The 14,155-nt window shown below is 61.0% G+C and carries 11 protein-coding genes; 5 read left to right on the plus strand and 6 right to left on the minus strand.

Features of this window, described 5'->3' with window-relative positions:
- Positions 1-15: 15 nt before the first annotated feature.
- Both O9X91_RS10585 and O9X91_RS10590 read right to left on the minus strand, forming a co-directional pair.
- The gene (locus tag O9X91_RS10585; RefSeq protein ID WP_142911903.1) at positions 16-1,170 is read right to left on the minus strand and encodes an amidohydrolase; all 1,155 of its coding nucleotides are present in this window, start codon (positions 1,168-1,170) and stop codon (positions 16-18) included.
- A gap of 60 nt (positions 1,171-1,230) precedes the next feature.
- A complete protein-coding gene (locus O9X91_RS10590; RefSeq protein WP_077984330.1) occupies positions 1,231-2,877 on the minus strand; it encodes a GNAT family N-acetyltransferase in 1,647 nt (548 codons plus the stop codon).
- 235 nt (positions 2,878-3,112) lie between these two features.
- On the opposite strand from O9X91_RS10590, the gene O9X91_RS10595 reads away from it, so the two are divergent.
- Together O9X91_RS10595 and O9X91_RS10600 are read left to right on the plus strand one after the other, a co-directional pair.
- Positions 3,113-3,847, plus strand: a complete 735-nt coding sequence (locus O9X91_RS10595; RefSeq protein ID WP_162520330.1) for an SDR family NAD(P)-dependent oxidoreductase — start codon at positions 3,113-3,115, stop codon at positions 3,845-3,847.
- Between the two features lie 36 nt (positions 3,848-3,883).
- On the plus strand, positions 3,884-5,236 hold the full coding sequence (locus O9X91_RS10600) for an aspartate aminotransferase family protein (RefSeq protein ID WP_077984329.1): 1,353 nt from the start codon (positions 3,884-3,886) through the stop codon (positions 5,234-5,236).
- 116 nt (positions 5,237-5,352) lie between these two features.
- Here O9X91_RS10600 and O9X91_RS10605 read toward each other — a convergent pair whose 3' ends face one another.
- Positions 5,353-6,699 (minus strand): dicarboxylate/amino acid:cation symporter, encoded by a 1,347-nt coding sequence (locus O9X91_RS10605; protein ID WP_269833918.1) that lies wholly within the window; start codon positions 6,697-6,699, stop codon positions 5,353-5,355.
- A gap of 236 nt (positions 6,700-6,935) precedes the next feature.
- On the opposite strand from O9X91_RS10605, the gene O9X91_RS10610 reads away from it, so the two are divergent.
- Complete coding sequence (locus tag O9X91_RS10610) at positions 6,936-8,777, plus strand: sensor histidine kinase (RefSeq protein WP_269833917.1); 1,842 nt, start codon at positions 6,936-6,938, stop codon at positions 8,775-8,777.
- A 1-nt stretch (position 8,778) separates the two neighbouring features.
- Positions 8,779-10,143 carry a sigma-54-dependent transcriptional regulator gene (locus O9X91_RS10615; RefSeq protein ID WP_269833916.1) on the plus strand — a complete coding sequence of 455 codons (1,365 nt, stop codon included), beginning with the start codon at positions 8,779-8,781 and terminating at the stop codon, positions 10,141-10,143.
- 89 nt (positions 10,144-10,232) lie between these two features.
- Here O9X91_RS10615 and O9X91_RS10620 read toward each other — a convergent pair whose 3' ends face one another.
- The gene (locus O9X91_RS10620) at positions 10,233-10,745 is read right to left on the minus strand and encodes a BA14K family protein (RefSeq protein ID WP_142911898.1); all 513 of its coding nucleotides are present in this window, start codon (positions 10,743-10,745) and stop codon (positions 10,233-10,235) included.
- A gap of 179 nt (positions 10,746-10,924) precedes the next feature.
- On the opposite strand from O9X91_RS10620, the gene O9X91_RS10625 reads away from it, so the two are divergent.
- Positions 10,925-11,635, plus strand: a complete 711-nt coding sequence (locus tag O9X91_RS10625; protein ID WP_077984326.1) for a GntR family transcriptional regulator — start codon at positions 10,925-10,927, stop codon at positions 11,633-11,635.
- Positions 11,636-11,684: 49 nt separating this feature from the next.
- Here the strand turns inward: O9X91_RS10625 and O9X91_RS10630 are convergent, their stop codons facing one another.
- A complete protein-coding gene (locus O9X91_RS10630; protein WP_142911897.1) occupies positions 11,685-12,941 on the minus strand; it encodes a D-amino acid dehydrogenase in 1,257 nt (418 codons plus the stop codon).
- Between the two features lie 7 nt (positions 12,942-12,948).
- A complete protein-coding gene (gene alr / locus O9X91_RS10635) occupies positions 12,949-14,115 on the minus strand; it encodes an alanine racemase (protein WP_269833915.1) in 1,167 nt (388 codons plus the stop codon).
- Between the last annotated feature and the right edge of the window lie 40 nt (positions 14,116-14,155).

Raw genomic sequence — 14,155 nt, forward strand, 5'->3', positions numbered from 1 at the left:
TGTCTTCGGCCGCTGCTATTTTGCGTCGGACAGGTTGCGGATGATGCGCATGAAAATGCGCGCGCCGGTGCCGATCAGCGCATCCGGAAAGTCGTAATCCGGATTGTGCAGGTTGGGATAATCCCGGCCTGCGCCGAGAAAGAACATCGCCGATGACGAAACGGCGCGAAAGCGGCCGAAATCCTCGGAAGCCCGCATGGGCAGCGCCTCCGAACCGTGGGAGATTTTCTCCTCGTCCAGCGCGCGCCGGATGTGCCCGACCGCGTCAGGCGCGTTTTCGCAATGCAGGAAAATATCGTCGTAGGTAATATCGAGCGTCAGCTTCTGTTCGTCCGCCGCCTTTTTAGCCAGCGTTTCCGCAGCCTCGCAGAGTTTTTCCATCCGGTCGTCGGTCAGTGTCCGGAGTGTCGCCCAGATTTCAGCATCGGCTGGGGAAATGCCGAAGGCGGCTTCGCCCATCGCGGCATGGGTGATCGTCACCATGGAAAAATCGGGTTCGGGCGGGAAACCGGAGCCCAGTTCGGCCAAGGCCGGCATCAGCCAGGATATTGCCTGCATCGGGGAAATGCCATGTTCGGGCGAAGACGCATGCGCGGTCTTGCCGGAAAGGCGGAATTTGACCCCGCGTGACGCGCAGTTGACCGGACCTTCCACGACGCTGACATGGCCGAAAGGAAGGCCGGGGAGGTTGTGAAGCGAAAAGGAATAATCCGGCTTTATCTGCCCAAAGTGCGGGTCGGCGAGGACGGCGGCGGCGCCCGCGCCGGTTTCTTCCGCCGGCTGGTACAGAAGGATGACGCGGCCGGTCTCCGGGCGCTGCCGAGAAAGGCCGAGCGCAAGCGCCGTCAGAATGGTGGAGTGGCCGTCATGCCCGCAAAGATGGCCCTTGCCGTCGGTGCCGGAGCGGTATTCGGCGTCACTCTTTTCGTGAATGGGCAGAGCATCGAGTTCCGAACGGATCAGAATCGCCGGGCCGCTTTTGCCGCTGTCATAGACCGCAGCTACGCCATGGCCGCCGAGAGCGGTGAAAAGCTGGTCGGGCTGCGCCCGCTCGAGGAAAGCGCGGATGCGCCGCGCCGTTTGCTTCTCCTCGCCGGAAATTTCCGGATGACGGTGCAGATCATGGCGAAGCTCAATGAGATCGAGCATGTCCTTGTTGGTCAGAAACATCAAACATCCTTGCAAGTCGACCGGCCGGTTTTTCCTGCCGCAACTTACAGGGCGTTGCCTTTAATGCAAAACCTTTGGCGGGTGCCAGCGCTTGCCTGCCGCTTTCGGCTTGATGGAGAGCGTGACGACATCGGCCGGCAGCGGAACCTTCGCCTTTGCCAGTTCCAGCCGGGCAAGGGCTGCACGGGCCTTTTCCGCATATTCCAGATGGGCTGCATCGTCCGAGTGATAGTGCTGCAGCCTGTCGAGGATTTCCGCACCTTCCATCGTTCTTTCAGCGGCAATCAGCGCCACGGCGCATTTGTAAAGCGCTTCCCGGTGGAAAGGCGCGCGGTTGGTCACCTGGCGGAAGGCCTCGGACGCCTCGTGGTAGTGCTGCTGCGCCAGCCGCGCCTCGCCGATACGCAGCCAAAGGACGACGGGTTCCTGCCCGGCGGCCAGAAGGCTGAGAAAGGCGATTTCGGCCTCCCGGAATTCGCCCCGGTCGAACAATAGATTGGCGAGCCCGAATTGCGCGCCGAGATGGTCCGGCGCCGCAGTCAGTACCTGCGCGAAGGCAATATTGGCGGCCGCCTTCTGGCCTGCCTTATAGAGCTTGAGGGCCTGTTCGTAGACAAAACGGATGCTGCGCGGGTGAAGCTTGCCGCCGAGATTGTCGCCCGAGCGGGTGCGGAACAGCGTGCAGCTCAGCTTCTGTTCCTCCGGGCCGAAGAAATATTTGTAAGGCTCGTTACCGCGCAGGAAATCATAGGTTTTAAAACCCTGCTCGATTGCCCTGCGAATGCAATGGCCGTGCAGCACGAGGCCGGGGGAAGGGGTCTTCCAGTTTTCGTCGCGGCCGGTAATGTAGAACAGGACCGATTTCTTCTGGCGGTCGATGATATTGGCGAGTGCCCCCAGCGGCTGTTCGCCGAACCACAATACCGGTACTTCCAGATCGCCACGGATATAGACATCCATCAGCATCTGCCGCGTCGCGCCGATCAGAAGCTCCGTGCGTTCCTTGCCCTTATGCGGCGCCCAGCGGATGCGCCAGAAATCGAACAGGATGTCCATATCCCGCCTGATTGTTTCCCGCGTTGCAAAGGTGATGCGATATTCGTCGCCGCCCTCCACTTTTCTCAGGAAACGCCTGAGCTTCTGCCGGGTCTGGCTGCTCATATGGCTGTCGAGATAGCCGTCGAACGTCTCCGGCAGGGTCACGACCGGGCAGATGCAATTGTTAATGTTGTAGGGGTTGGTCGGCATGTTGTCACGAAACATGACGAGCGGGCCCTGAAGTGCGCGGATCATCGCGTCGCGGCGTTCCGGCGGGCCGCAAAGATAATCGAGCTTCAGCTCGGTCCAGTTCTGTTGCCGTATGTATGAACAGAAGCCGGCGACTGCGCGATTTTCATAATCCGGCAGGGTGATGAAACCGGTGTAATCCGCCGCCGCATTGCCGGCCATGACGATGCTGTCGTGGAAGCGTCCGGTTTTTTTGTCCGGTTCGGTGACGATGCGCAGCGGGAAAAACGCCACATAGGGCGAGCCTTCCTGTCGTTCGCGCAGCGCAAGAATGAACCAGCGCCTGCGGCGCGGCATGTAATCCCTGAGCCACCCCCAAGAGAGGAAATGCCGGGCATGGGGATCGGCCATGAACACCGCATCCCAGTTTTCGCGGATCGCCTCGAAGCCGGCGTCCGTGTCGATGATATCGATGCGCATTCTTGCCCCCTCCCAATACTGATCACACATTCGGGAGGCTTCATTTTATGGGTAAACGGTCGGCTTCAAATATTCCCTTCGGGTGAAAGCCGTGCATCAAATGGGATTAGCCCGTCGCCGATCCACCAACGCCGCGCCGCGACAAAAAAGACCTTGTCAGCCGGTGGCGGCGCTCTAACATGCCGGGCTGAATGCGCGGCCGGCTCAACGGCCCGCGTGGCACAGGAGTTCTCATATGGCTGTTCCTTTCATGCTTTTGACCGGCGCCAGCCGCGGAATAGGGCACGCCACCGTCAAGCTGTTTCAGGAAAAAGGTTGGAGAATTCTCACCGTATCGCGACAACCTTTCTCCGAGGAATGCCGTTGGCCGTCTGCGCGGGAGAGCCATATTCAGGCCGATCTGGAGGACCTGTCCCGCATTGACGATCTGGCGAACGAGGTGCGCTCACGCCTGCCGGAGGGAAAGCTTGCGGCGCTTGTCAACAATGCCGGAATTTCGCCGAAGGGCGAGGGCGGTAGCCGCCTCGGTGTCATGGATACGACGGCGGAAATCTGGACGCGGGTGCTGAACGTCAATCTCGTTTCGACGGCGCTGCTCGCCCGCGCGCTTTTGCCGGAATTGGAAGCGGCAAAGGGTTCCATCGTCAACGTCACATCGATTGTCGGCTCACGGGTGCATCCTTTTGCCGGCGTGGCTTATGCCACGTCGAAGGCGGCGCTTGCGGCGCTGACGCGCGAACTGGCGCATGAGTTCGGCCCGCGCGGCGTGCGCGCCAATGCGATTGCGCCGGGCGAGATCAACACCGCCATCCTTTCGCCCGGAACGGCCGAACTGGTGGAAGCCCAGGTGCCGCTTGGACGGCTCGGCACCACGGCCGAGGTGGCGCAGACCATCTATTTCCTGTGCTCGGAACAGTCGAGCTACATCAACGGCGCGGAAATTCACATCAATGGCGGCCAGCACGTCTGACGCGCCGAGAATCAACCAAAAATGGAGCCTTTATCGATGACCATTCTGCCGAATTCCGTCGAGGCACGCGATATCGCCTATCAGATGCATCCGAACGTCAATCTGCGCAAATTCGAAAAGACCGGCGGTCTGGTGATCGAGAGCGGTGAGGGCATCTATGTCACCGACAGCAGCGGCAAGCGCTATATCGAGGCGATGGCGGGGCTGTGGTCGGTGGCGCTCGGCTTCGGTGAGCAGCGGCTGGTGGAAGCGGCCACGAAGCAGATGCAGAAGCTGCCCTATTACCACACCTTTTCCTATAAGACGCACGGCCCGTCGGTCGATCTCGCCGAGCTGCTGATCGAGCTTTCACCGGTGCCGATGTCCAAGGTGCATTTCACGTCCTCCGGCTCCGAGGCCAACGACCTGGTCGCCAAGATGGTCTGGTATCGCTCTAACGCGCTGGGCAGGCGAGACAAGAAGAAGATCATCGGCCGCATTAAGGGGTATCATGGCGTAACCATCGCCTCGGCCTCGATTACCGGCCTGCCGCGTAACCATGAAAGTTTTGACCTGCCGCTGGACCGGATGTTGCATACGGCCTGCCCCTCCTATGTGCATTTCGGAAAGGAAGGGGAAAGCGAGGGGGATTTCACCGCGCGCATCCTGAAAGAGCTTGAGGATCTCATCCTCCGCGAAGGCCCCGAAACGATTGCCGCTTTCTGGGGCGAGCCGGTCATGGGCGCGGGCGGCGTTCTTTTGCCGCCGGAAGGTTATTGGGCGGGCGTGCAGGCGATCCTGAAAAAATACGATATTCTGCTTGTGGTGGATGAGGTGATCTGCGGTTTCGGTCGAACCGGCAAGATGTTCGCCTGCGAGACCTATGGCATCGAGCCGGATGTGCTTGTCGTCTCCAAGCAGATTTCGTCGTCCTACATGCCGCTTTCGGCGATCATCATGAACGACAATTTCTACCAGCCGATTGCCGACGAATCCGACCGTATCGGCTCTTTCGGCCATGGTTACACCGCCTCCGGCCATCCCGTCGCGACGGCTGTGGGACTGGAAAACCTGAAGATCATTCAGGAGCGCGATCTGGTCGGTAATGTCGCCCGGCTGGAGGGCAAGTTCCTTAGTCATCTGAAGGCGCTGGCCGATCACCCGCTCATTCATTCCTCGCGCGGTATCGGCCTTATCGGCGCGCTGGAGGTGAAGCCGTGGGAGGGCATGAAACCGGGCGATACGACGCTGGCGCTGGCCGCGGCCATCGAAAGCGAAGGCGTCATCACCCGGCCGATCGGTGAATCGATCTGCTTCTGCCCGCCGCTGATCATCACGGCCGAGCAGCTGGACGATCTGTTCGCCGGCGTAAGGCGCGGTCTCGATAAGGCGTCGGCCGCGAAAGGCTGACACTGCACGGTTTGGAGTCCCGCAACGCAAAAGCCCGGAGTATCGCAAAATGCTCCGGGCTCTCTGTATTTGCCTGCCCGGGAAAACCGGGACAGGCAGGACCTTGGAAGGTCGTGTTATTCGGCCGGCTGGACCGATGCCGGAAGCTGATCCACATCGGCGATGCCGGTGAACTCTTCCTTGCCGCTCAGCACGCGGGCGAGCTGCTCCTGATCCAGTTCTCCTTCCCAGCGGGCGACGACGATTGTGGCGACTGCATTGCCGACGAAGTTGGTGAGCGCACGGCATTCCGACATGAAGCGGTCGATGCCGAGGATCAGCGCCATGCCGGCGACGGGAACCGAAGGTACGACGGAGAGGGTTGCCGCAAGCGTAATGAAGCCCGCGCCGGTGATGCCGGCCGCGCCCTTGGAGGAGAGCATGGCCACGAGCAGCAGCAGGATCTGTTCGCCGAAGGAGAGGTGGATACCAGTCGCCTGTGCGATAAAGAGGGCGGCCAGCGTCATGTAGATGTTGGTGCCGTCAAGGTTGAAAGAATAACCGGTGGGGATGACGAGGCCAACGACGGAGCGCTTGCAGCCTGCCTTTTCCATCTTGCTCATCAGGCCCGGCAGGGCGGCTTCCGAAGACGAGGTGCCGAGAACCAGCAGCAGTTCTTCCTTGATGTAGCGGATAAGCGCGACGATGGAGAAGCCGTTATAGCGGCAGACAGCGCCGAGGACTACGAACACAAACAGTGCGGACGTGATGTAGAAGGTGCCGATCAGCATGGCGAGGTTGGTAACCGACGAGATGCCGTATTTGCCGATGGTAAACGCCATCGCGCCGAAAGCGCCGATGGGGGCGGCCTTCATCAGGATCGCGACCAGCTTGAAGATCGGGTACATGAGGGCGTGCATGAAATCGGTGACGGGCTTGCCCTTTTCGCCGACGATGCCAAGCGCGATGCCGAAGAGCACCGAGAAGAACAGCACCTGCAGGATATCGCCGCTGGCGAATGCGCCGACGATGGTGGTTGGGATGATGTTCATCAGGAAGCCGGTGATGGTCTGCTCATGGGCCTTGTCGGCGTAGGTCGCGACGGCCTTGGCATCCAGCGTCGAAGGATCGATGTTCATGCCGGCGCCCGGCTGCACGGTATTGGCGACGATGAGGCCAACGATAAGCGCGAGCGTGGAGAACACCAGGAAGTAGATCATGGCCTTGCCGGCCACACGTCCAACCTTTTTCATGTCGTTCATGCCGGCGATGCCGGTTGCGACGGTGAGGAAGATGACGGGGGCGATGATCATCTTGACGAGGCGGATGAAGCCGTCGCCGAGCGGCTTCAGTTGTTCGCCGAAAGTCGGGTAAAAATGGCCGAGTGCGCTACCGGCGATGATGGCCACCAGAACCTGAAAATACAGGTGCTTGTAGAATGGCTGCTTGGCGTGGCCTGCGGCCACGGCTGTCGTATCGATCATGTTTTTTTCCTCCTCGGCCGCACCCTGCCTTTATTGGCCTCCCGGGATCGCCGTGTCGTTGACGGCGTCGCGCCGATGAGGAGTCATGTGCAATACGCATGCCAGACTTGATTATTTGCTGTAATTGACTGATTTCAAAAGTAGTTTTTATTGAAGCCTCGCTGGCTCATGGTCATTTGTGCGGAATTCCGGACAAAATATCTTGATGTCTGTGCGTAAATCCGCACAATCATCCCATGACCTATCGGGATCAGGCACCTCATTCCCAGGCGAAGCGGCGGGCGCAATGGCTGGCTCTGGCCGGCCTGTGGCTTCTGGTCAGCCTGGCCATGCTGCTCGTGGCCGATGAGTTTGCCCGCCGTCAGGCGATACGCACTGCGGCCTCCGAGGCGTCCACGGATGCCGAACTGAAGATTGCGCTCCTGAATGTCGCGCTGGAGCGGCCGCGCGCCATTCCGCTGGTTCTCTCCGGCGATCCGGATCTCGCCGCTGCGCTTGATGGCGGCGGTCCACCCGCACTCGACCGTCTTAACCGCAAGCTGGAAGGCCTGATCGAAGGCACGCAGTCCTCGGTGATCTATGTCACCGGCCCGACCGGGCTGACCATTGCCTCCAGCAACTGGCGGCAGGACGACAGCTTCGTTGGCTCCAACTACGCCTTCCGCGAATATTTCCAGGCGGCGATGAAGACGGGCATGTCCGAACATTATGCGCTCGGCAATGTCAGCCGCCGGCCGGGTCTTTATATTTCCCGCCGCATCGATGCCAGCGACGGGCGGCCGCTCGGCGTCGTCATTGCCAAAGTGGAATTCAACCGTCTGGAGTCGGATTGGAACATCGGCGGCAAACCGGTTTACGTGGTCGACAGGAACGGCGTCGTGCTGATGACGAGCGTGCCGGAGTGGCGGTTCAAGACCGTTGCGCCCATCGACGAGGCGCGGCGGAAGATCATTGCCGAAAGCCTGCAATTCGGCAATGAGACACTTGCGACCCTGCCATTTCGGGCAAGCCGTTCGTCGGGTGATGGCGTACCACTCATCCATGTCGATGGGCCGGGGCGGGAGCGTGGCGATTATCTGCAACTGGAAGTGCCGGTGCCGACGACGTCATGGACACTGCATTATCTGCAGCCCGTCGCACCGACGCTGAATGCCACAATCCGCGAGGGCAGGGTGGTGGCGCTGGCGACCCTGATGCCGCTGATGGCGCTTTCGGCCCTATGGCTGTGGCGCAGGCACAAGGCGCTCCAGGAAAAGGAAGAGGAGCAACGGGCCCGCGCGGAGCTGGAAATGAAGGTGCAGGAGCGCACCCGCGACCTGACGAAAACACGCGATCATCTACAGGCCGAAATTACCCTGCATGAAAAGACCACCGGCGAGTTACGCAATGTGCAGCACGAGCTGGTGCAGGCCAACCGGCTTTCCATTCTGGGCCAGGTGGCGGCGGGTGTGGCGCATGAAATCAACCAGCCGGTGGCGACCATCCGTGCCTTTGCCGATAATGCCCGCACCTTGCTGAAACGCGATCGGCTGTCGGAAGTCACCGAAAATCTGGAAGATATCGCCGCCCTCACCGAGCGTATCGGCACCATCACCACCGACCTGAAGATACTCGCGCGCAAGGGCCGCACCGCGGCCGAACCCGTGAGTGTCAAACTGGTCATCGAAGGGGCGGTCGTGCTGTTGCGCAGCCGGTTCTCCGGGCAGATGGACGCGCTGGATATCGCCTTGCCGGATCAGGATCTGAGGGTGCTCGGCAGCCGTATTAGGCTCGAGCAAATCCTCATCAATCTCCTGCAAAACGCGCTGGAAGCCACGGAAACGATTGAGACCGCGCGTGTCGAGGTCCGTGTGCGAGAGGAGGGTGACATGGTCGTGATTTCGGTCAGCGACAATGGCACCGGCATTCCGGAGGCCATCCGCGCCCAGCTCTTTTCGCCCTTTAATACATCAAAGGAAAGCGGTCTCGGCCTCGGCCTCGTTATCTCCAACGATATCGCTTCCGATTATGGCGGTCGTATCGAGGTGACGAGCAGCGGGGCGGGCACGTCTTTTTCCGTATATCTGAAGCGAGCATGACATGATGGCAGGTGGAACCATATTTCTGGTGGACGACGATTCCCAGCTGCGTAAGGCGATGGTGCAGACGCTGGAACTCGACGGATTGCCGGTCACATCCTTTTCAAGGGCCGAGCAGGCGCTTGCGGCCCTCAACGAGGATTTCGACGGCATCATCATCACGGATGTTCGTATGCCCGGCATGACGGGTCTCGAATTCTTCGACCATGTCCGCAAGATCGACGCCGATCTACCTGTCATCCTCATCACCGGCCATGGCGATGTGCCGATGGCCGTCGATGCGCTTCACAATGGCGCTTATGATTTCATCGCGAAACCTTTTCCCGCCGAACGAATGGTGGAAAGCGCGCGCCGGGCGCTGGAAAAGCGCCGTCTCGTGCTGGAAAACCGTGTGCTTCGCCGGGCTGCGGGACAGGCGGAAGACGATCTGCCGCTGATCGGGCAGACGCCCGCCATGGAGCGCCTGCGCACCACGCTTCGCCACATAGCCGATACGGATGTGGATGTGCTGGTGGCGGGGGAAACGGGCAGCGGCAAGGAAGTGGTGGCAACGGCATTGCATCGCTGGAGCAAGAAGCGCTCAAAAGGCAATTTCGTGGCGCTGAATTGTGGCGCGTTGCCGGAAACGGTGATCGAAAGCGAGCTTTTTGGCCATGAGCCGGGGGCTTTTACCGGTGCACAGAAAAAGCGTGTCGGCCGTATCGAACATTCCAGCGGCGGTACGTTGTTTCTCGACGAGATCGAAAGCATGCCGCTTGCGGTTCAGGTGAAGATGCTGCGTGTGCTGGAAATGCGTGAAGTCTCGCCGCTCGGGTCGAATGAGGAAAGGTCGGTCGATATCCGTGTGGTGGCGGCGGCCAAGGTCGATCTCGGCGATCCGGCCGAGCGCGGCAGCTTCCGCGAGGATCTCTATTACCGGCTGAACGTGGTGACCTTGTCCATTCCGCCCCTGCGCGAACGCAAGGCGGATATTCCACTCCTGTTTTCCCATTTCGTCACCAAGGCTGCCAACCGCTTCAACATGCCGGTGCCACAAATCAGCGCCGGCACGTCCCGCCGGCTTCAGGAGCATGATTGGCCGGGCAATGTTCGGGAACTCGGGCATTTCGCCGAAAGGGTGGTGCTGGGCCTGGAGGCGGAACCGGCGGCTACCTCCGCTTCGCAATCCGCTATTCCCGCTTCCGGCACCCTGCCGGAGCGCATGGACGAGATCGAGGCCAATATCATCCGTGAAACGCTGGAGCAGTCGAACGGAGACGTGGCGGATACCATCGCAACGCTCGGCATCGCCCGCAAGACCTTTTACGACAAGCTGCAGCGCCACGGCATTAACCGGGCGGATTATGTGAAGAGCGGTACGGCGTGAGGTAGCGCGGGGCGCTCATGGAAAAGCCGCGGACGTTTCTGTCCGCGGCCTGACAATAACGGGAGTATTTATGTTGGCGGTCTTCCCGATCAACCCGCTACGCAGAAATGGCGCTGACCATCGTTACCGACATAGGTGCCGGACCGGCTGTTGAAGCTGCGATAGCGCTGCGAGCAATAATCGTACCAGGCATTTGTCCAAGGCTCGATGGTACGGTAGGTCCGGCGCGGCTGGTAATAACCGGGATTGGTGTCATAGACCGGCTGGGCGCGGTAAACCGGTGCCGGACGATAGACCGGAGCGGGGCGATAAACCGGCTGTGGTGCCGGCTGATAATAGCGATAATCCGGCTCTTCATAGACGTAGCTCGGCTCATAACGACGGGGCGGGTCGATATAGACGCGCTCATCGTCCACCGGCGCCGGGCGCGCCATTGCCGAACCAACGGCGACACCGGCGGCAAGACCGAGGACGCCACCCAGAATGGCGGCATCGCGACGGTCGTGGCGATCCCAGTCGCCGGCGGATGCGCTGCTGAAGGGAGCAATGGTAGCGGCGGCGACAGCGATTGTCAGAACTGTTTTAGCTGCGAAGGACGACATGGTGTTTTCTTCCATCCAAGTGGCAAGGCGCTGCCAGCTGCAAATTCGATGGTTAAGGAAATACAGCCCGGCTGCTGAACGGGCGCTGAATGAATTGTGGCGGACGGGCGGCGGCCCGCAATTCCTGTTTGCGCGCGCCGTACTTCGCGCTAGAACTCAGGATGAAACAGGACGCACCGATGAGCCTTTCCCACATAACCGTCAATCCCGATTCCTCGCATGAAGACCGTGCCCAGGCCATTCGTGATACGCTGCGTGACGCCATTGTCGACCGGCGGCTTGCGCCGGGGACGAAACTGTCGGAAGCGGAAGTCGGAACCCTGTTCGAGGTGAGCCGCACGGTAGTACGCGCAGCGCTTCAGATGCTGGCCTATGAGGGGCTGGTCAAGGCAGAGCGAAACCGGGGCGCTTTCGTATCCAACCCGACGCCGGATGAGGCGCGACAGGTTTTTGCCTCGCGCCGGCTGATCGAACCCGGCGTGGTGGATGCGGCGATAGAAAAAATCACCCCTGCGGCGGCGAAGAAGCTGAGGGAACATCTGGTCGAGGAAAGCCGCCACCAGCTTGAGCGCGGCCCAACCGCCAGACGCGCGGAGATCAAGGCGTCGGGCGATTTTCACCTGATGCTCGCCGCGCTTGCCGGCAATGCCATTCTCGAGAAATTCATGGATGAGCTGGTGGCCCGTTCATCGCTGGTCATTGCGCTTTACGGTCGCTCGGGTGTCTCTAGCTGCGGCCATAATGACCATGCCGACCTTCTGGATGCGCTGGAGGCGAAGGATGCGGCAAAAGCCCGTGCGCTGATGCTCCGGCACCTCGACCACATCGAAGCCGATCTCGACCTTCGCATGAAGGAAGGGTTGGCGCTCAGGGACGCGCTGGCGCTTTGATCGCCGCCTGTCCCGCCTTGCCGGCGGGAAGGGGCTTTTCTGTTCCGCCTCAGGCGGCGTAACGGCTAATGGCCAGATCGTGCGTGTCGATCTCCGGCTTGTTTCCGCTGATCAGGTCGGCAAGCACCCGGGCCGAGCCGCAGGACATGGTCCAGCCGAGCGTGCCGTGGCCGGTATTCAGATAGAGATTGCTGTAGCGGGTGGCGCCGATGACAGGCGTGCCATCGGGCGTCATCGGGCGCAGGCCGCACCAGAATTTCGCCTGGTTCTGATCGCCGGCGCCGCCGAACAGGTCTTCCACCGAATGGGCGAGCGTTTCCTGGCGTGCGGCCGGCAAATCCTTGCTGAAGCCGGCGATTTCCGCCATGCCACCGGCGCGGATGCGCGAGCCGAGACGGGTGATCGCCACCTTGAACGTTTCGTCCATGACCGTGGAAACGGGCGCGCGCTCCTCTTTCACGATCGGAACCGTGATGGAGTAACCCTTGACCGGGTAAACCGGCAGAGTAAGGCCAAGCTGGCGCAGGAATTGCGGCGAATAGCTGCCGAGTGCGGCGACGAAAATATCGGCCTCCACCAGCCCCCGGGTGGTTTCCACGGCCTTGATGCGTCCTGCTTCAACGATGGGGCGCATGATGCCGGTATCGTAAAGGAAGGTAACGCCGGCTTCTTCTGCCATGCGGGCAAGTTCAGTCGTGAACATGAAGCAATCGCCGGTCTCGTCGCCCGGCAAACGCAGGCCGCCAACGATCTTTTCCTTGGCGGGGGCAAGGCCGGGTTCGATGGCGGCGCAGCCGTCGCGGTCGAGAATCTCGAAAGGCACGCCGCCCGCCGTCAGCACGTCCACATCCTTGCCGATGGCGTCGAACTGTTTCTGGGTGCGGAACACCTCCAGCGTGCCCTGCATGCGCTGGTCATATTCGATGCCGGTCTCTTCGCGAAGCGCCATCAGGCAATCACGGCTATATTCGGCAACGCGCACCATGCGGCTTTTGTTGATGGCGTAACGCGCCGAGGTGCAGTTGCGCAACATCTGGCTCATCCAGCGCCAGGCGGCCGGGTCGGCGGTTGGGCGAATGATCAGCGGTGCATGTTTCATGAACAGCCATTTCATCGCCTTCATCGGAATGCCGGGGGCAGCCCAGGGCGATGAATAACCGGGGGAAACCTCGCCGGCATTGGCAAAGCTGGTTTCGAGCGCTGCGGCCGGCTGGCGGTCAATCACCGTCACCTTGTGTCCGGCTTTGGCCAGATACCAGGCAGATGTCACGCCGACGACGCCGGCTCCGAGGATAGTGACGTTCATGATCGTCTCACTTGTGATTGGCTGATATTGAAGCGGTTGTCGGGCACATGCCCGGCTGAATGTAGCTGCGGCGGTAACGGCGGCCGAGACCGGTCAGGATCTCATAGGCAATCGTGCCCGCATCCTCGGCAATGTCTTCCAGTGTCTGGTCCGGCCCGATCATCTGCACGAGACTGCCCTGCGTCAATGTTGCCTCGGGCAGGGCGGATATGTCGAGAATGATGCTGTCCATCGAAACGCGCCCGGCAATCGGCAGGCGCACGCCATTATACCACGCCGCGCCGCGATTGCTGAGCGAACGCGGCAAGCCATCGGCATAACCGGCAGCGATGGTCGCAAGCCGCGTCGGACCGCTCGCCGTAAAAGAGCCGCCGTAACCGACCAGCGAGCCAGCGGGAACGGTGCGGGTCTGGATGACGGCGAGATCGAGACGGACGACCGGCTTCATCGGGTTGGGGCCGGCAGCGGAAGGCGCACCGCCATAAAGCGCGATGCCGGGGCGCAGTAGAGCGTTATGATAGTCGTTGCCGAGAAAAATGCCGCCCGAATTGGAAAAACAGACCGGCGTCTCGGGAAAGGCGGTGGCGGCCTTGCGCATGACGGCAAGCTGCGCGGCATTGGAAACATGATCCGGCTCGTCGGCACAGGCGAGATGGCTCATGACGAAGGTGATCTCAATTCCATCAAGCAGCTGCTGCTGGGCGGAGAGGAGTTCAAGCTCTTCGGGGGAGAGCCCAAGGCGGCACATGCCGGTATCGATCTGCACGGCGGCGGTGAGCGTCTTGCCGAGCTTTTTGGCATGGCTCGACCATTGGGCGATCTGTTCCAGCGAGTTCAGAACCGGTGTGATGGCCATGGCGGCGCAGGAGGTCTCGTTGCCGGGCTGCAGACCATTGAGGACAAAAATCTGCGCTTCTGCCGAAAGCCGGATCCTGAGTGCCAGCGCCTCGTCGATGTGGGCGACGAAAAAATTCCGGCAACCCGCCTCGAACAGGGTCTGCGAGACGATATCCGCGCCAAGGCCATAGGCATCGGCCTTCACGACCGCCGCCGTTTGCGATACGGGGGCCAGGGCGGCAAGGCTAAGGTAGTTGTCCCGCAATGCGCCGAGATCGATGGTCAGCTGGCCGCTTGCACCACCGGCTGCCTGCTGGCGGCTGATCTGCATGTCCATGGTCGTTCACCCTCATTTTTATCCCATGAGGGTATTGCAA

The sequence above is a fragment of the Agrobacterium salinitolerans genome, from assembly GCF_027498475.1.
Classification (GTDB): domain Bacteria; phylum Pseudomonadota; class Alphaproteobacteria; order Rhizobiales; family Rhizobiaceae; genus Agrobacterium; species Agrobacterium salinitolerans.